Origin of the sequence: Paenibacillus sp. FA6 (assembly GCF_051550225.1) — a bacterium.
Classification (GTDB): Bacteria; Bacillota; Bacilli; order Paenibacillales; family Paenibacillaceae; genus Paenibacillus_AQ.
On the sequence record NZ_CP188820.1, the window covers coordinates 3,118,802 to 3,137,510 of the forward strand.

The window sequence follows — 18,709 nt, forward strand, 5'->3', positions numbered from 1 at the left end:
TTACTTCGTAAGCATTGTCTGAACTTTCCGTAGGAAAGTTTACTTCGCAAGCATCAGCTTCGCGAACATTACCCCTTGATGCCAGACAATTCAATACCTTCAATGAAATACGGTTCCGCATATAGAAACAACAGCACCATCGGAGACATGTAGAGCATGGATGCAGCGAAAGCAATTCCCTTCTCTTCATTGATCCTGGATAAATAAACCGATAGCGGCTGCTTGAATGGATCGTCCAGAAAAATAAGCGGCTGCTCCACCATGTTCCAATAGTCGACGAACAATAAAATAATGAGTGCAGCCAGACCTGGTTTGATCATCGGGATAATAATGGTGCAGAATATCCGCATATGTCCGGCTCCATCGATCTTCGCCGCTTCGATGTAGGCATATGGAATAGCCAGCATGAACTGCCTGAGCATAAACACACCGAAAGCTGCGAATATCCCAGGTAATATAATCGCATTCGGACTATTCAGAAGCCCAAGCTTATCTGCCATAATGTAATTCGGTACTAGCGTCACTTGGAATGGCATGAGCATCGTCAAGACATAGACGATAAACAACGGCTCCCGGCCGCGAAATTTCAGCTTGGAGAACGCGTACGCAGCCAGTGCTGCTACGAGGGTCTGTCCTGCAATAATCGGCAACACCATGAATACCGAATTCCAGAACATCATCAGATATTTTGGGCTACCCACCAAAATCTTGTCATACTGCTCCAAGGACACTTTATCCGGTATCAATTTTAAATTCGCAAATGGATTTGCTTTCCCTGCAACCGCTTCCTCTATCTTCCCTATGGGCCCATAATTGATGCCAATTTCTTGTGCTGTCATGAGCGAATTTGTGAAAGTGATTACAATCGGGAATAATAACATGACCGCAATAGTGCCCATGACGAACGTTAACGCACTTTTTTGCAGTATTTTTGCAACTAGCACAACTTTCCTACCCCCTATTCCATGAACTGCCGATGCCGGCGTTCAAGTGCAAACAATCCCATGACGATCAGAAAAATACAACCGAACATCAGCGTCGCCGCTGCAGTCAGCTTCTGAATGTCCAACGACATGAACATGTTGTTCATATAGTGCTGCATCATGTATATACTGTCGTGCGGATAATCGCCTGCGATCAAATACGTTTCCCGAAATACTTTAAATGAGTTAATGATCGACATGATCACTACAAAGAACATCGTGGATGTTAGATAGACAAGTGTAATACTGCGAAACTGCCGTAAGCGCCCTGCCCCTTCAATTTGGGCGGTTTCGTAATAATCCTTCGGGATTTGCTGTAGTCCCGCCATAAACAATATGACGTTATAGCCGATGTTCTTCCATAAATACACGACAATGACTATATTCCGGGCCGCATCGGTCTTCATCCAATCTACTCGTTCGGATCCAAAGTAGCTCAACCAAGCGTTCAGGGAACCGTTCCAATCGAACAGCATCTGCCAGATCAGAATAATCGAGGCGACTGGAACGACAAGTGGTAACACAAATGCAGTCCGCAGCCATTTTCGAAAATATATATTTTTATTCAACAGCATCGCCAAACCTAGCGACAGCACAAGCATAAGCGGAACACTAACCGCGCTAAAATAAAACGTATTGGATGCTGCCTGTCTGAAGGAACTGCTCGCGAGCAGCTCACGGTAATTATCCAACCCTACAAATTGGCTATCTACCGTACTGTCCATAAAAGAATAGAACACTCCCATGGCAAACGGAATAAGGTAGAACATCGCAAATCCGACACCACTCGGCGCGAGAAACATCAATGCCGCTGATGTATCCTTCCGGATCCATTTCTTCATTGTTGTCTTCACCATCCTTTCAATAACTACTGCTTAAGGGTACACCGTTACAATGACCCCACTACATAACCCAGAAGCAAAAAAAACCACTTCTTCATCCTCAGCTTTCTCCTCCACTCATTTAGAATAAGGACAACTGTTTAAAAAGAAGTAGGGTAATTGTTAAATTTTTCTTAAATAATCACAATAATTTCCTGCCAGTATTTCTCCCTACTTGAAAATCAATAAAAAGTATCCATAAAAAAAGACACTGAAGAACATAAGATTCAGCGTCTTTACCAAAATTTTATTTTAGACCTATAGCCCTAATTACTCATTACGAAACGATTGCAAATAGTTATGGATGTCTTCTTCGGGAGTTTGAAGCAAGCCGGCAAGCAGCGTTTGTATGCAATGTAGCGTTTTAATTCTCTCATCGATCTCAAAGATCTTATTGCGTACTAATCCCTTTAACGTCTCCGCCTCCATCTCTTGACTGAGCACTTGTAGAGCTTCTTGGATTTCCTTTAGCGAATAACCTAATGATTTGGCATCATTGATGAATTTAATCTTCACTAGATAATTATCCGTATATATACGGTAGCCATTCGCTATCCGGTCGGGAACAGGCAGGATGCCACTATCCTCGTAGTAGCGGATGGTTGCCTTACTTAACCCGGTTCGCTTTGCCTGTTCCCCCAGTCTTTTAACATCTTTATTCAGATTGCATTCTCTTTTTCGTATATCCTCCGTCAAATTTCACTTCGGGATATTCAGACGATGGTCCATTCAGAAGCGTTCTGTTGCTCTCCTTTTAAATATTGATCGAAGAAGGAATCTATCCGCCAAAGTGGCGCATAATACGTCCGAAAGCAGGTAAGATTAACATGGAATAGATGCCAACATCATAGTCATTCCCTTCATTTTGCCTTCATTCAACAATGAGATGTATTAGGACATTAAATTATTTAAGAACGATTCATAAAAAACTTACTTGGAGGTATTTATGAGCGATTTAACACACGGAGATAAAGTCGTTTTAATTGGAACAGGCGCAGTGGGATCTAGCTACGCATTCGCTTTAGTGAATCAAGGGATATGTAATGAATTAGTTCTTATCGATTTAAATAAAGAAAAAACAGTGGGCGACGTCATGGACTTAAATCATGGGATTGTTTATTCACCAACATCACTAAAGATCAGTTCAGGTACGTATCAAGATTGTAAAGACGCGGCAATCGTTGTCATTTGTGCTGGTGTAGCGCAAATGCCTGGAGAAACACGACTTGACCTTGTAAACAAGAACCTTAACATCTTTGAGTCCATCGTTAAAAGCGTTATGGATGCTGGATTTAACGGCATATTTCTAGTAGCTACGAATCCCGTAGACATTTTAGCATATGCAACTTGGAAATTCTCTGGTTTGCCTAAAGAAAGAGTTATTGGTTCAGGCACCATCTTAGACTCTGCCAGATTCCGCTATTTGTTGAGTGAAGAATATGATATATCACCAAACAGTGTCCATGCCTACATCATAGGCGAGCATGGGGATTCAGAACTTGCCGTGTGGAGTACAGCCAATATCTCAGGAAAACTTATTGCATCTGGTTTGACAGAAGAAAGAAAAGAAGCCATCTTTGTACAAGTTCGCGATGCAGCTTATGCCATTATCGAGTCAAAAGGTGCTACATACTATGGGATCGCAATGGGACTGGCTAGAATAACGAAAGCTATCCTACAAAATGAAGAAGTTATATTGCCCGTTGGTTCACTGTTAGAGGGCGAATATGGTCACAGCGATGTGTATATTGGTGTTCCTACAGTTATCAATCGCTCCGGCAGAAAAGACCTCGTTGAACTTCCATTAGATGAAGAAGAACAAGCAAAGTTGGCTATTTCCGTAAAAACACTGAAAGAAATTCAAACTCCATTTTGGAATTCATACAAAGGAGTTAGCAACCATGTTAGTAACAACCTTTGATCCATTCAATAATCTGATTATCTCCTCTCTGGTTGCAGCTATTCCGATCGTATTATTTCTTTTATGTTTGACTGTATTTAAAATGAAGGGTATTTATGCGGCCTTGTTAAACTTGGCCGCTACCTTTTTGATCTCGATGCTCATATTTAACTTACCTATTGCTGAATCCATTGGAAGTATTATTCAAGGGATCATTCAAGGGATATGGCCCATTGGTTATATTATCGTCATGGCTGTTTGGTTATATAAAATCTCTGTTGAGTCAGGTAAATTCAGCGTATTACGCGCAAGTATTTCTGGCATTTCACAAGATCAGCGAATTCAACTTTTACTCATAGGATTTTGTTTTAATGCATTTCTTGAAGGAGCAGCCGGATTCGGTGTTCCCATTGCAATTTGTGCGGTTCTATTAGTTGCATTAGGATTCAAACCATTACAAGCTGCTATGTTATGTCTTATTGCCAATGGTGCTTCAGGAGCGTTCGGTGCTGTTGGAATTCCAGTTGCAATCACAGGCACATTAAATCTAGAGGGCAATATTACTTCCATGGATGTCTCTATGATGAGCGCACTCACGTTACCCATTATTAATTTTGCGATTCCATTCTTACTAATTTACATAATGAATGGATTCAGAGGAATCAAAGAAGTGTTACCCGCTATTTTGGTTGTATCTACTACCTACACCGTAACCCAAGCTATTATTACGTTATTCCTGGGTCCAGAATTAGCTGATATTATTCCTTCTTTATTAACTATGGGGATCTTAGCTTTATTCTTAAGGAAATGGAAGCCTAAGCATATCTTTACGCTCAGAGATCATAACGTTGAAGTTGAAAAACATACCGCCGTAGACGTGATCAAAGCTTGGTCCCCATTTTATTTATTAAGTTTTTTTGTTTTAATTTGGAGCCTACCGGCATTCAAAAATTTATTTGCGGCGGGTGGAGCTCTTGCGTCGACCAAATTAACGCTTGGCATACCTGGATCCACTTTAAGTTCAAGCATTGATTTAGTAAGTGCAACGGGTACAGCTATATTGTTAGCCGGCTTAACAACCCTCGTAACAACAAAGTCTATAGGTATTACAAAAGGTCTCGAGCTCTTAAAACGAACGATTTCAGAATTTTGGATTCCAATCGTGATGATATGCGCTATTCTCGGTATAGCTAAATTAATGACTTATGCAGGCTTAACTAACGCATTAGGTGAAGCTATAGCTGCAACGGGAAGTATCCTTCCTCTTTTATCACCCATATTAGGATGGATTGGCGTATTTATGACTGGATCAGTTGTAAATAACAATACATTGTTCGCACCCATTCAAGCCACGGCGGCTAATATTATTGGTATTAATCCAACCTTATTAGTTACTGCTAACACGGCTGGGGGAGTCATGGCAAAACTAATTTCCCCACAATCCATTGCCATTGCAACAGCAGCTGTGTCTGCAACAGGTAAAGAATCTGCATTAACGAGAATGACTTTAAAATACAGCATTGGATTACTTGCCTTTGTTTGTATCTGGACATTTATATTGTCACTACTATTTTAGGGCATAGAAATACAAAACCACCCCATTGAAACGAAGTGGTTTTTGGATCTTGAATACATCCTCTCTATGACCGGGACTATTCATCCACACTCTCATTACTTCTTCTGGTGTTGTTTGACCCGCTGCAATATTTTCTCCGTAAGCACGATTACTAACTCCATAACGATCTAACATTTCCCCCGGGGTACCATAGGTTGGAGATGTATGGCCGAAATAATTGTTATCTCTCATATCTCTTGATTTCAAAATCGCAAGATCTGTTAGCGTCGAATTAAGAGTTATCGCAGCAATCCCCCGACTTGTTCGTTCTTCGTTTACCAATTTAAATACTTGTAATTCATACGCTTTTGCTTGTCTAATACGAATCCTTCTTGGCTTTCTTACTCTTTCCGATATTTTGCTAGGATTACGTTTAACTCTTCTTAATGATGAAATTCTTTTCCTCATCTTTTCGACCTCCAACAATATATCACTTACCACATTTCGGAAGAAAAAATGAAAATACCATAGAGGTAAGTGTAGCCATCGGTAATGGGAATTTGCTGGAGCACAATCAATTGCGAGGGGCTCATTATCCTCAAGAGCCAAACGAGACTCCGGAATATCGACAGGAAGCTGTTACGATTGGCTCTGTCACAGGTACTTTATTCACGGATACGCGACGCTACAAGTCTATACCGGAAACGGGTAAAAGTTTCTACTGGCAGGATGACGGTATCTGGTATGCAATCAATTACTATAGCGAGTTTATGACGCAAGAAGAAATGGCGAAAATAGTACAATCCTTTGTTGCACCGCAGGAAGTTCAGCATGTCCGCTATGACGGACAAGGAAACTCATTTCCTCTTTATGATGAGAAGGATTTACTTGCAGCTAAGAAAATTATTGGATCTAAGGTGAAGATTCCAATCAACTTGAACGGCACTGAAGTTGCCTTGAGGGACTTGACTATGTTGAGGGGTGAAGATCAGGACACGGAGTACTCGTTTAGACAAACCGAAGATGCTCTGTGGAGTATTTACAACTTACCGTATAATCACAAAATTTATGACCAGTACAACAACCTCCAACTTTATCAGAGCAAAGCTCCGCTTTTCGATACGACCAAGCTATTCAGATAGTAGACGTAAATTATTGAGTCTCACTTATTATATGTGGAAACAGGACGATATTTATTTCACTGCTATTTTCAGTGGCATGGACCAATACCAGGAAGAAAATCTGAAAGCTTTAGTTATGGCTCCCCTGGAATAGGTTTAAGGGGGATATAAAATTCTCGGCATTAGCCTGAATAAAGAAGACCCTCCTTGGAGAGGGTCTTCTAATGTAATCTTCTGCAATAGGATTCACCCTACTTATAGTACTAAAACCCAACGATAAACGACTTTGTACTCTAGTATTGCCCTAGAAGACCTTTTTTCATGGCTATTTTCTCACAGCGCTGAAAAACAAAGAGCCCTAAAATCAAATATACCACCGAATTTAATAATAAGGCCCCATAATCTGACAAAGGTAATTGTGTCAACGTGAGATCCTCCATCATCACTGTTCTTACCATATTCACTCCCTTGACGAATGGAGCGAATGCTAGAAATGGAGCTACAGTTAACGGAACAAATACAAGTCCCATCAATACAAACTGAAAAATCTGTAAAAATGCTTGAATTTGTTTCACGATAATAGCTAAACCAGCAATCATAAAGCTAATACCTACCATACTTATCATAGTCACTACAATGATCGGGATCGTTGTCATGGGGTTAAGACTCAACCACTGTCCAGAGGTGAACATCGCACCAAAAAGCAAGAACACCATAATAACAGACTGTAAGCCAAATTGTCCGATGATCCGTGTAAGCATGATTTTCCACACACCCATGGGAGACATATATATTTGTTCTAACGTTCCACGCGTCGCCTCTGTTATCACCGAAAAACCAATAAAGTTCATCGTCATCATCGTTAAGCTCCAAAAGACGACACTTACAATGGAATATTGAACATTCATATCGAAGCTCGCTGGATCACCAATGAACATAATTCCAAAAAATGCAGCCAGAAATATAATATAAAAAGTGACGACTAACGCAATGGTGTTCGGTAAATAACGTTTCATCTCAATATATTCCTTACGAAAATTAGCATTGAATAAGTGGAGCCATTTCATTGGTTTTCCCTCCCTTCACAATCTGAATAAACACTTGTTCAAAGTCGATGGTTATACGATCAATACTTTCCACCATGGTACCTTCCTTTTTCAATAGATCGAACAACCCGTAGATGTCCTGACTATGCTCTAAATTCACTTCCACGATGCTTTCATGGGAACTTGCTTTATAAGTACTTAAAGGGAATCTACTCAACAGTGTATTCTCCTGGTCTACGCTTAATTGCTCACCCAGCTTAATTGAATAGGCCCTTGTCTCAAATAACTTAAGTAAATTGTCCACTCTGTCGTCAATCACAACTTCACCTTTATTAATGATAATGGCACGGTCACACAACTCCTGAACGACGGGCATATCATGTGAACTAATAATAATCGTGCGTTTTTCTTCCTTCACTATCGTTTTTAAAATGTTACGCAATTCATAACTAACCTCAACATCCAAACCGAGCGTTGGCTCATCCAGCAAGATGACATCCGTATTAGCTAATAGCGCTACAGCGATTGCCAGCTTTTGTTGCATCCCCCGGGACAATCCATTAACAAGCTCATTCTCCTTTTCCTTAAGGTTAAATTGCTCTAATAATTTATCCGCTTGATAGGCCACTTGCTTCCGAGAGTAACCCCGGTTACCCGCGAAATACTCCAAGTTTTCCCTGACGGTAAGACGCCAATATAAATTTCGGTTCCCCTCTAATACAGCACTAATATGCTCTAGAGCCTTGAGTCTCTTCTTACCAATATCTAAGCCATTAATGTATATAGAACCAGTATCCGATTCTAACAAACCACAGAGCATCTTGATCGTTGATGTTTTCCCAGCACCATTAGGCCCTAATAAACCGACAACCTCTCCACGATTCACATCAAAAGAAACATCACGAACGGCATGTATCTTCTCTTTCGTTTTTCTTTTCCCATACACCTTGCTAATACCCCGTACTTCAATCATTTTCTCCACCCTATAACCATCCTCTCCCGTACGATATAAAAAGTAATTCCATTGATCTATTTATTATATTTTAGGATCTCCATTTTATTAACTGACTTCAGATGGATACCTTCTCCGTCTGAGGAAGGAGATTTGTGGATTGGTTGTGTTTGTACAAGTAACGACGAAAGACCACATCTCTTTGAGATGTGGCTGGAATTATATTTAGTTCTTTTATTGCAGAGATATCCGTCCTACTTATGGTACGGTTTAGCGAGCTGTCTGAAAGGGCAAAGCTTTATTAAGTAATCATAAAGAAAATATATTTCTGTATTAACGAATAGGTATTTTCGCTATTCACTTTGCCCCACTTGCTGGCTTCAACAAGCCTTTATTTATCCACTCTTTTGTCCGTCCAGTTGGTTGCTGTTCTTCCAGTCACGACTTGCAATTAACTCCAGATTTCTTCAGCAATTTCTTTAATATAGGCAATCTTGCGCCATTGCTGCTCCTCTGTCAGGTGGTTGCCTTCTTCCGTGGAAGCGAAGCCGCATTGCGGGCTCAGGCAAATCCGGTTTAAATCGACGTACTGCTTCGCTTCCTCAATACGCTTCAGAATATCTTCCTTGCTTTCGAGCTCACCAAATTTGGAAGAAAACAAGCCAAGCACGACCATTTGATTGTCTTTAAGGAAGCGCAGTGGCTTGAAATCGCCTGCCCGTTCGGTATCAAACTCCAGATAGTAGCTGGAGTAGTTATTGATGCTCAGAAGCGTTTGCGCAATAGGCTCGTAACCTCCGCCTACTCCAGCATAAGTCGAAACATAATTGCCTCGGCATACATGTGTCGTTACAACGAGATCATCCGGCAGACCTGATATAACTTCCTCGTTCAATTTCGCAAATTCGTTCGCATATTCGGCTACATTCACGCCGGCCTGCTTCATAAATGCTATAAACTGTTCGTCGCAAAGCGCTCCCCACGTACAATCGTCGATTTGAATGCTACGGCAGCCCGCCGCATAGAAAGCAAGAATTGACGCTTTGTACGCTCTGGCAATATCCGAAACAAGCTCATCCCGATTCGGGTATATGATCTTCGTGCTTTCCTTATTTTCTGCCCGGTCCAGCTCGAACAGGAATTGCGCGGCTGCAGGAATCGATTGACGCGCAACGACGTCCTCACCTGCAACTCCTTTTAAAAATGCATAATGCGAAACAAAAGGATGGTCGCTGTAACTTATTTTTCCGGTCAATCCGGCTGTTTCTGGTCTGGACTCCGCACCGTTAAATTGGTAGCCTTGATCAATGATTATCCGTTCTACACCGTCAAATCCCCAGAAGAAGTCCAGATGCCACCAGGAGCGGCGGAATTCGCCGTCGGTTACAGCTTGAAGACCAACCTCTTTTTGTTTCTGCACGAGTTTAACGATTTCGTCGTTCTCTACTTCCTTCAGCTGCTCGGCGGTAATTTCGCCGCTCTTGAATTTTAATCTAGCATCTTTCAACGCGTCGGGGCGCAGGAAGCTGCCAACGATATCATATCTAAATGGAGTAACAGTTCTCTTTTTAGGTTCGGTTTGAGTGCTCATAGATTAATCTCCTCGTAAAATAATGATAATACTAATATAGCATCTCCGATTGACTATACAGATCTACCAATAAGCTATGGCAGGCTATAGTTATTAGCTATAGCTAGTCTTTTCCTGAAAAAGTGCCCTGAAACTATATTACATAGTCATTCATTCTCTCGTCCGACATTCATGTCCGTTCTATACATTTTCTCTGCTTCAATAGGACTTGCCTTTGCCGTCATATGGTGGGGAATTACCCGGCATACTTGAACCGGTCCGCCGAATACAGCCGACCTATACTTGTCCACATGCTGCTTGGATAAGGGGCGGTTATAATATCCAGGTACATATTTATTCATCATTTCCTGAAGCACATGAGTAGCTTCGTCCAAATCTGTGATCGGCTCCGCTTGTCCAAATATCATTACGCTCATATAAGCCGTATCCGTTTTGGCAGGTACCGGATCCGTGATGGTTCCATATTCCTCACATACCGTAAAACATACCTCTGGATTTTCCTTCATGACCTGATTACGTCTTCCATCCCCAGCCCCGTGAAAATAGAGCTTCCCCTGCGTCCATACATAATTAAGCGGTACAACATATGGAAGGTTCCCATCAACCAACCCAAGATACCCTGTTCTCGCTTGGTGAAGGAAACTTTCAATTTTCTCTTGATCCACACATTCCCTGATCTTGTAACGAACTGAATCCATTTCGAAATTTCCCCTTTCATTCATAAGATATTCATCGCGCTCCAATTGCCCTAAATACGATACTCTTCTTGAGTGCGGCAACGACTAGATTGCAAATATCAGCGTTATTACGGTAGTATATCAATGAATGGATTGTGTTTAAACATCCAAACATCACAGTTATGAACAATCCATAATTAATGTTTTAGGGTTGGATCTTCTATTTGGAGGTGTGCACGATGATGAAAGTAACCCGTAATGATAATAGACCGATCTGGCAGCAATTGCTTGATCAAGCGATTCATAATATTACAAGCGGAATCTGGGCCCCAGGAGAATTATTGATTCCTTCCCGCGAACTCGCTCACATAGTAGGGGTCTCTCGCTCAACTATACAGATCGTGTATGAGGAATTGCTAAGTCGGGGCTATACAGTTACATCTCGCCGAGGGGGAACGCGAGTTAGTAAATGGAATCAAGTCACGGAGTCAACGAAGGAAATAGTAATAGATGGCCCCACCCCACCCTCACTTCCCCTATTGAACTCAGCTGTCGATCAACTACATGACTGGTTCAGAGGCAAAGAACAGCAAGAAGTGGATATTGACTTCAGTCCCCATGAACCCTATTTGGATGGACTATTTCAAAAAAACTGGCGACAATCGCTTCTCCACGCATCTGCTGAAATGGATTTATCAAGCTGGGCTTATGGTAATCCCTATGGTTTCACACCATTACGTGAGCAAATTCAGCGTTATTTATCACTTGAACGAGGCGTCCATATCCAAACCAATCAAATTCTGTTGACCTCAGGGGCTCAGCACAGCATTGACTTAATCGCACAATCGCTTTTAGCTGATGGCGATACTGTCTCTGTAGAAGATCCCGGTTTTCCAGCTGCCTGGATGGCGATGAAATATCGACGTATGAATGTGGTGCCCGTTCCCGTTGATGAGTATGGTCTAGTGGTTGAGCGTATTCACCCACAATCCAAACTGATCTTTGTGACCCCTTCGCACCAGTGTGCAGTCGGGGTCGTTATGTCAGAGCCACGCAGGCAACAATTGCTACATAAGGCCGCTAAAGAACAATTTTGGATCATTGAGGATGATTATGATAGTGAATTTCGATATCGTGGGGAGCCGCTTCCAACATTGTTTAGCCAGGCATCCCATAACACGTTGTACCTCATGAGTTTTTCTAAAATGATTGCTCCAGGCATTCGTATTTCGGCTATCGTCGGATCTGTCGAGGCAATTGCTCAACTAGCCAGGGTACAGGAGTTGACTTACCGTCATCTCCCGATTATGGACCAGCTTACATTAACGCACTTCATCAAGAATGGGCACTTCATGCGCCATATGAGAAGAGTCAGAAATGTGTACCGACGAAGACACGAAGCCATGACAAAGGCTATTATGGCTAGTGGTTTAGGGGAGCGTTTCACACTAAGTGGTGTAGAAACGGGATTGCATATGTTGCTTGAAGCTGAAGAGTCATACGACGAAGAAACCGTGACAAAGTTAGCCCTTCAACAGGGAATACGTGTATACCCTCTTGGACCCTATTGTTTGGAAAGCAAACGAAAGGGATGGGTGTTGGGCTTTGCACAAGTAGATGAAGCATCGATTGAACAGGGGATTTATCGTCTTGCGGAGTTAGCCTTATAAGATCATCTTCACAAGCTAATCTCGCTGCGTCTTATTACATTTAATCTAATGATAAAATGAGGGTACTCCTAAAGAGTAACCCTCATTTATTATTTTAATTTTATAGTTATGAACCACACAAGTAGAAACGGCTATGCCGTCTTTTTCAAGACGGTACCCGTTTCAGCGGAAATATAAGGAATAGAGTATCAAGAATCAATTTCATAATTACGCAACCCGATTTAGCTGCATCGGCGATTATGAAATTGATTCAAGTGAAACCTATACTTCCTTATATTTTTAAAAAGGTTTAAACACCATAAAAAATACGATAATGAACAATGTAATCTGAGCAATAAGGTTTAAAGGTGCTACTTTTTGTGCGACGACATCATACGATTTGGGCAATTCATCGCTATCGACTGTTCCTAAAATGGTAATCATCTCTTTAGCGTATTTCGGTAACAAATAAGCTACAACTTGTTGTAGAGCGACATATAGAACAATAGCGGTGATATACCATCCCTTTGTAAATAAATACGTATGCATAATCCCCATAATTAACCCGGTTCCAAGCAAGGTAAGGCTCCCAGTTTTAGCTAGTTTCTCAACTTTAGTGTTAACGGCATGAGCTGTTTTTGCGGTAGTAACCGTGTTCCCCCCCTTTCATAATAAAAGGAGTAGCAAATGTCGCACCTAACCCACAAATGGCACCTAAAATATGAGCAAACAACAAAACCTGAAATAAAATATCCATTTCAACATCCCTTCATTTTTTTATTCAAACTACGTTTATTGCCTATTATTTTATTTGATGCTGCTCTTCGTCGGTAATAAAGTATGCATGAATGTCGTAGTGAGGAACCTCGAAACCTTCGTGCCCCAGCTTTTGGAACTCAATATCCATTTGCACGACAGCGGGTGACGGAACCCCCTTCATACCAGCCACATTAGTATGATTAACTCCTTTTATAAAATCGTCCTGAGCAATCATATATTCAAGGAACACCAGTTTTCCATCATGTACGCCGTAGATTGGCCCGGTCGGGAGGTCTCCTTCTTGTGGGTTCGACCAATGTCCGCCCATGCTAGGTACGCTCTCCGTTATTTGGATCGTTCCTTCGGGAAGCGCCAGTACATACACTTCTTGTTTACCATCCCAACTGACATTCTGGGCGTGGACCGCATCAGCCAGATCCCGAATCCAGGCTGTCGGTTCATTTTTCTTCATGATTATATTCGAAATTGTTTCTCCACTAAAGACCACTTCTTTGTTCCCTTTACTTAATGTATAAGTACGATCGAACAACTCAGCGAAATCTTCAACGGACACATACGTTTTACCATCGGTCGTTACATGATTCGCTGCTGATTTCACTTCAACTCCGTTGACCTTGATGGACAATCCATCGCTTTTCTTCTCACTCGCTGTTAATCCGTGCGCCGATATGCTGCCACTCAATAGAATAAACAAACTGATAGCCAATAACATCACCTTTTTCATAGCATCACACTCCCGTTTCTCTCAATTAATTAAGGCTTACTAATCATAAATCCGAATAACACCATCCCTTTATTACCTGTATTCTCCCTTCAAGAATACTTTGACTTGGTTAACTTAAGGGTACTATCTTGCTTCCGCACATTCTATTATCCTAACGTAGCAATGTAGTCAAATTCGGGTATACCTTCCTTAATTCCCACAGAAAATAAAAGAAGACAAGCTCCCTCCTAAGAGAAAACTTGTCTGATTACGATCAGATCTTTGGGACAATCCAATTTTTATAAAAGTTTCGCCCTATTTGTGATACGCATCGCCGTATCATAAGTAGAGCGAAACATATCATCAAATAGGGGGAATGGAAAACACCGTATTCGGCGTTTTTCCACGATAAATAAATTATACTTGAACAATTTCTGTTTCAATCTGAGTTTCAATCAAGTAAGAAGTTTTTATATTAGGATCTTTGTTCTAGCCAGGGTGCCCGATAACAGCTATGTTAAACCCGCTAGTTAATTGATGAGACTTAATAACCGCTCAGTCCTTTTGAAGAGTGCTCGAATTTCTTGATAGTCCCTCAATTCCAGTATCAACTCGACTCTTTATAGTCCATGGGATCCTAGATTCATCGTCTCTATCACTATGATCCCTGCCGTTCAGAACACGATTACTAAAAGACTCTGTAGACTCCCCGATATTACTTGTTTTCCAATCTACCCATGAAGATAAGTATCCACGCAATCTTTTTCTTGTTCTTCTAGGTTTAGCAACATAAGATAGTGTTATTTCGACTAAAATATCATACTCTTCTCCAACAGATCTTATAGATTCGGGAATAGGAACTTCATAGACATGTGCATCTCTAGCAAAGATCTCTGTCCTGCCCGAAGTTATTAATGTCACCCTGTATGGAGTGTTAGTAGTTGCACGATCCAAATCAGGAATACCGTAACCAATGTGTCTAACTACATTCTTCCTTTCAATATGTGGCTTTGCTAATGCCCAATCTGGCCATCTAGCCGATTGGGCTATTAACGCTCTGTATAGTAATGTTGGTTCAGTTGGCCATGTGTTTTGGATAGAAGGAACAAAGCATATGGATCACCGGACGCTCCTTCTATTAATCCAATTATGGAGATTTAACTGTGCCTTCCACCATTATCCCTAGTAATTTCCGCGATAAGTAAATACTAATATGAGTGCACAGCATCTTTAGCGAAAGCCATCTAACCCCAAAGGTTAGATGGCTTTCTTATTAACGCAAGGTATTCCACAGTCTTAGTAGTACAACAGCTGCTTCGGCTCTTGTCGTAATGCCATCAGGAACGAATAGATTTCCTCCCCGACCTTGTATCAACCCTCGCTCGTATACTAATGCCACATAGGGTAGCGCCCATGCCGGGATACTTACAACATCCACGAAGGTTAGATTCTGTTTCCCTTTCGTATCCCATTTCATTGCCTTTGACAGCATCACAGCCATTTCAGTCCGAGTAATCGTCTGCCCAGGACGGAACGTTCCATCTGGGTAGCCAGTGATGAATCCTTCTGCTAGAGCTGCTTTAATCATCGGCCGTGCCCATGCTGGAATGCTCTCTTGATCATGGAATGAAATCGATGCTTCATCTTCAATTGCAGGTAATTGTAGTGCACGTGCCAACATGACGGTGAATTCAGTTCGGGTTACTTCCAAGTTCGGCGCATATCGATTGGCTTCTACGCCTTCAATAATCCCCAAGCTTGCAGCTTGGCAAACATCTGTTTTCGCCCAATGTTTCTCGAGATCCGTGAATGGACAAACCGTTTCCTGAGGAACCGGATCCTGTTTTACAGGCTCCTGTAAAACAGGCTGTTTCACATCAACCGGTGGACTTGTCGGTGGACTCGTTGGCGGCGGATTGGTTGGTGTTGGCGAACTAATCGGTTCCCCGCCTGTTGTAAAACTCACGTTATCGCTATATCGCGTATCTTGATCGGTGACTGCATAAGCACGTGCGTAATAGGTGGTATTAGGTAATAGTTCCGTCAATGTGATATCTTGCTTTCCTGCTGCCTGAACCGTGGTAGAATAAACGGAATCCGAAATCGTAGGATTGATTGATGTACTAACGGCTATTCCGCTTGCCGTATATTGATCCAAATCACTGGATAAGATTTCATAAGTTGCTTCTGCTGAATTCTTCGTCACATCGGCGCTGTTTATTGTCAGAGATACGGACCAATTACCAATACTAAAGGTGCCATTATCCGAATAGGAGAACGCCGTATTCGCCGTATCCGCAATGAGAACCTTCCAGTAATAAGGTATGCCAGCATAGAGGTCACTGGTATCCATCGTATACGACTCTTCATTCGTTAATTTCACTGTTCGGATTACATTTATAAACGTCGGATCTGTAGCTACCAACAATTTCGTTTGGTCGTAACTCCCCGGCAGGTTCGGATTGTCCCACATAAAGGTGACCTCAGGGGTATCTAGATAGAATATCGTACCAGTCGCTGGCGATAGCAAAACAGGCGCTGTAGGCGACGAAGTGGATTGCAGGAAAATCGGCGCATACTGACCCGCATTAGTGAAGCTAAAGTGAGTTCGATGCGGGAACAAGCTTAAAACATTTCCTGATTGTAGACCTATAACATAACTATGAGAATTCTGTGCATAAGTATCCCTTTCCGATAAGTATAAGTCAGTCCAGACATTGCTTCCCTGATTTTTTTCAATCTGTATTTGAATTTCGCCCGTTTCTTCCGAGAAGATCATCTGGAGGGTGCCTTTGCTCCAATTATTACCCAGATTATTAAACTGAAGAATCGCTTTGCGCTTTCCGATGTCACCAATGACTGCTTGATATATAGTTCCGGGCATTGAACTAATACCAATAGTTGTTTCAGGAACACCATTAAATTGAATCTGGGTCCCATTTAGGGTTAAATCGTTAACCACGATTCCATTCATAGGAAAATTAATTCCTAAGTTAATCGTACTAGATGTCACTAGCGTTCCTGGTATAATCTCAAGTTCATCTTTTATCGTTGAAAATACAGGTGCATCAGCTAGTGAAGGTACAATGATGCGGATGCCCACAGGAATCGTTCGTATCGTTTCTAAGCTCGAATCATAGAAAGTTCTCAGAATCATTCTCTGTCCATTGCCTTTGTAGAAGCTGGTGTAGCCATAATCGCGATCAGAAGCTGTGTATAATATGTTCAAGGTTAAGTCAGCAATTGCCCAGTGTTGATTATTAAATGCAATAAGTCCGGATGGATCCAGCCAAAATTGACCATAAATCTCCGGAAAATCCTTGGTGTCAAAGCTCTTAACATTAATGAGTCGCGTAGTAGATCTCATATTATCAAGTATGGAAATCGTATCTTCTGTATGAATCATTAAGTTAGAGCCTGTGAAAGGATAAGCGTGAACAAGTGTCATCGTATTATCGTCTGGGTTTATTGAATATTGTTCCAATTGATTCTGCTGTGCGACAAAAAGATTCCCATCGAGTGTGACCATGATTGATTTAGCATCACTCCAAAGAGTACCCTCATAGCTAAGATCATCAGTAGAGATGGTAACAACGTCTCCACTATAACTATCCAAGGCATACAATAATCCATTATAATACGTGATTTCAGATGGACTTTCTTCAAGATACAAGCTGCGAATATATAACCCTGATTCGTCAAATTCATCGATACTTGCGAAATGATAATCAAGTATAAATACATGGCCCTTCTCATCTTGCACGAAATTGAGGTTATTACCCGTATAGGTTGTCTCTCTACTCGTTCCGATCGTTCTAGTTTTTTCATACTTATTGCTTTCAGAATTATATTCCAAGACGGAAATTGGACGTTCATTCATCGTGGCCATGAATATTGTGCCTTGATTATTGATCTCAACAATATTTTCTGCATATTGATCTAACTCTATCGGTGGAGAATCATTCACAAATGCAAAAGGGTATCCCATCCCCATTACATTTGTCCCGTCAGCGGAAGTGCTGACCATTGAAAAACTATTGACATCAGGTAGTTCAGAACAACTTAGATCATCATCACAAAGATACCCCTTTGCGAGATAATAGGGATCAGCATATTTACTTGACATAAATTTACCATTTTGGAGTTTAGCAATACTGTTGATCTTAAACCCCCAGTTTGTTGTCTCAATGTTTATTGCAGGGGTTGACGGATCTATACTATAAAATTCATTTTCAGCTCCAGTCGCCACATAAAGAAGTCCATCATAGGCTTTCTGAATAGAAGTTACAGGCTGATTAAACATGACAACTTCTGGATTTTCCACCGACTTTGAATCCAAATTGTATTTGATCATCGGATAATTCGTTTCATCCTGTTTGTGAATAATATATAAGTAATTCACTCCATCTTCCTCAGAGAATACGACTTTCTCCGGGTAAAACTCGAAACTTCCAGTTACCCAGGTCGCTCCAGCATTTAATAGATCCTGTCCAAGTGTAGCACGATCCACTAAGGCTCCACGAAAGGTACCATCCGTATCAAAATGATAAATATCCCACTTATCACCATGCAGTAATCGCGCAATAACATATAGATCATCCTCTGAACTGGATTCTATTTGCTTGATGTTTCTAATCGCTCCGACATTCGGGAATGTAAACGCATTAGCATCCCATCCTAAATCGGTCTCCTCAAACCTTACTGAACTTTCCACAGGTGCTGCATTCGCTACGTATAAACCGCCGCCGCCCACGATGGATGACAATAATAATACGACAGTCATGAATCCCATTAAAATTCGTTTCATTTTTTTCCTCCGATTTATTCTATCTTTTTCACTTATCGGATTATATCAGAGAGCTATGAAAGAA

General features: G+C 41.4%; 16 protein-coding genes and 1 pseudogene. 4 read left to right on the forward strand and 13 right to left on the reverse strand.

Annotated features, from left to right (window positions below):
- Positions 1-68: 68 nt before the first annotated feature.
- From ACP8HI_RS14620 to ACP8HI_RS14630, 3 genes are all read right to left on the reverse strand, one after another.
- Complete coding sequence (locus ACP8HI_RS14620) at positions 69-944, reverse strand: carbohydrate ABC transporter permease (protein ID WP_438346965.1); 876 nt, start codon at positions 942-944, stop codon at positions 69-71.
- 14 nt (positions 945-958) lie between these two features.
- The gene (locus ACP8HI_RS14625) at positions 959-1,825 is read right to left on the reverse strand and encodes a carbohydrate ABC transporter permease (RefSeq protein WP_438346966.1); all 867 of its coding nucleotides are present in this window, start codon (positions 1,823-1,825) and stop codon (positions 959-961) included.
- 309 nt (positions 1,826-2,134) lie between these two features.
- Positions 2,135-2,560, reverse strand: a complete 426-nt coding sequence (locus tag ACP8HI_RS14630) for a MerR family transcriptional regulator (RefSeq protein ID WP_438346967.1) — start codon at positions 2,558-2,560, stop codon at positions 2,135-2,137.
- 250 nt (positions 2,561-2,810) lie between these two features.
- Between ACP8HI_RS14630 and ACP8HI_RS14635 the strand changes: the two genes are divergently transcribed.
- Complete coding sequence (locus tag ACP8HI_RS14635) at positions 2,811-3,785, forward strand: L-lactate dehydrogenase (protein ID WP_438346968.1); 975 nt, start codon at positions 2,811-2,813, stop codon at positions 3,783-3,785.
- A complete protein-coding gene (locus ACP8HI_RS14640; protein ID WP_438346969.1) occupies positions 3,766-5,340 on the forward strand; it encodes an L-lactate permease in 1,575 nt (524 codons plus the stop codon). Before ACP8HI_RS14635 ends, ACP8HI_RS14640 begins: the two co-directional genes overlap by 20 nt.
- Here ACP8HI_RS14640 and ACP8HI_RS14645 read toward each other — a convergent pair.
- Positions 5,332-5,787 (reverse strand): CAP domain-containing protein, encoded by a 456-nt coding sequence (locus ACP8HI_RS14645; protein ID WP_438346970.1) that lies wholly within the window; start codon positions 5,785-5,787, stop codon positions 5,332-5,334. The two genes, ACP8HI_RS14640 and ACP8HI_RS14645, sit on opposite strands and share 9 nt — an antisense overlap.
- Between ACP8HI_RS14645 and ACP8HI_RS14650 the strand changes: the two genes are divergently transcribed.
- On the forward strand, positions 5,766-6,461 hold the full coding sequence (locus ACP8HI_RS14650) for a hypothetical protein (RefSeq protein ID WP_438346971.1): 696 nt from the start codon (positions 5,766-5,768) through the stop codon (positions 6,459-6,461). The two genes, ACP8HI_RS14645 and ACP8HI_RS14650, sit on opposite strands and share 22 nt — an antisense overlap.
- A gap of 272 nt (positions 6,462-6,733) precedes the next feature.
- Here ACP8HI_RS14650 and ACP8HI_RS14655 read toward each other — a convergent pair whose 3' ends face one another.
- The 4 genes from ACP8HI_RS14655 to ACP8HI_RS14670 all read right to left on the reverse strand — a co-directional run bounded on the left by ACP8HI_RS14655 (position 6,734) and on the right by ACP8HI_RS14670 (position 10,727).
- Positions 6,734-7,507 (reverse strand): ABC transporter permease, encoded by a 774-nt coding sequence (locus tag ACP8HI_RS14655; protein ID WP_438346972.1) that lies wholly within the window; start codon positions 7,505-7,507, stop codon positions 6,734-6,736.
- Positions 7,479-8,468: an ABC transporter ATP-binding protein gene (locus ACP8HI_RS14660; RefSeq protein ID WP_438346973.1), complete on the reverse strand. Its 990-nt coding sequence runs from the start codon at positions 8,466-8,468 to the stop codon at positions 7,479-7,481. Before ACP8HI_RS14660 ends, ACP8HI_RS14655 begins: the two co-directional genes overlap by 29 nt.
- A gap of 421 nt (positions 8,469-8,889) precedes the next feature.
- Positions 8,890-10,029 carry a 5-methyltetrahydropteroyltriglutamate--homocysteine S-methyltransferase gene (locus tag ACP8HI_RS14665; RefSeq protein ID WP_438346974.1) on the reverse strand — a complete coding sequence of 380 codons (1,140 nt, stop codon included), beginning with the start codon at positions 10,027-10,029 and terminating at the stop codon, positions 8,890-8,892.
- A 146-nt stretch (positions 10,030-10,175) separates the two neighbouring features.
- Entirely contained in the window at positions 10,176-10,727 is a 552-nt protein-coding gene (locus ACP8HI_RS14670) for a pyridoxamine 5'-phosphate oxidase family protein (protein WP_438346975.1), read from the reverse strand.
- A gap of 218 nt (positions 10,728-10,945) precedes the next feature.
- Between ACP8HI_RS14670 and ACP8HI_RS14675 the strand changes: the two genes are divergently transcribed.
- On the forward strand, positions 10,946-12,376 hold the full coding sequence (locus ACP8HI_RS14675) for a PLP-dependent aminotransferase family protein (RefSeq protein ID WP_438346976.1): 1,431 nt from the start codon (positions 10,946-10,948) through the stop codon (positions 12,374-12,376).
- Positions 12,377-12,655: 279 nt separating this feature from the next.
- Here the strand turns inward: ACP8HI_RS14675 and ACP8HI_RS14680 are convergent.
- The 5 genes and pseudogenes from ACP8HI_RS14680 to ACP8HI_RS14700 all read right to left on the reverse strand — a co-directional run.
- A pseudogene (locus tag ACP8HI_RS14680) lies at positions 12,656-12,955 on the reverse strand (DUF2269 family protein); the annotation flags it as partial.
- Positions 12,956-12,974: 19 nt separating this feature from the next.
- Positions 12,975-13,112 (reverse strand): hypothetical protein, encoded by a 138-nt coding sequence (locus ACP8HI_RS14685; RefSeq protein ID WP_438346977.1) that lies wholly within the window; start codon positions 13,110-13,112, stop codon positions 12,975-12,977.
- 45 nt (positions 13,113-13,157) lie between these two features.
- Positions 13,158-13,859: a hypothetical protein gene (locus ACP8HI_RS14690; protein WP_438346978.1), complete on the reverse strand. Its 702-nt coding sequence runs from the start codon at positions 13,857-13,859 to the stop codon at positions 13,158-13,160.
- A 534-nt stretch (positions 13,860-14,393) separates the two neighbouring features.
- The gene (locus ACP8HI_RS14695) at positions 14,394-14,759 is read right to left on the reverse strand and encodes a hypothetical protein (protein WP_438346979.1); all 366 of its coding nucleotides are present in this window, start codon (positions 14,757-14,759) and stop codon (positions 14,394-14,396) included.
- A gap of 352 nt (positions 14,760-15,111) precedes the next feature.
- Positions 15,112-18,645 (reverse strand): S-layer homology domain-containing protein, encoded by a 3,534-nt coding sequence (locus tag ACP8HI_RS14700; RefSeq protein WP_438346980.1) that lies wholly within the window; start codon positions 18,643-18,645, stop codon positions 15,112-15,114.
- Positions 18,646-18,709 lie beyond the last annotated feature (64 nt).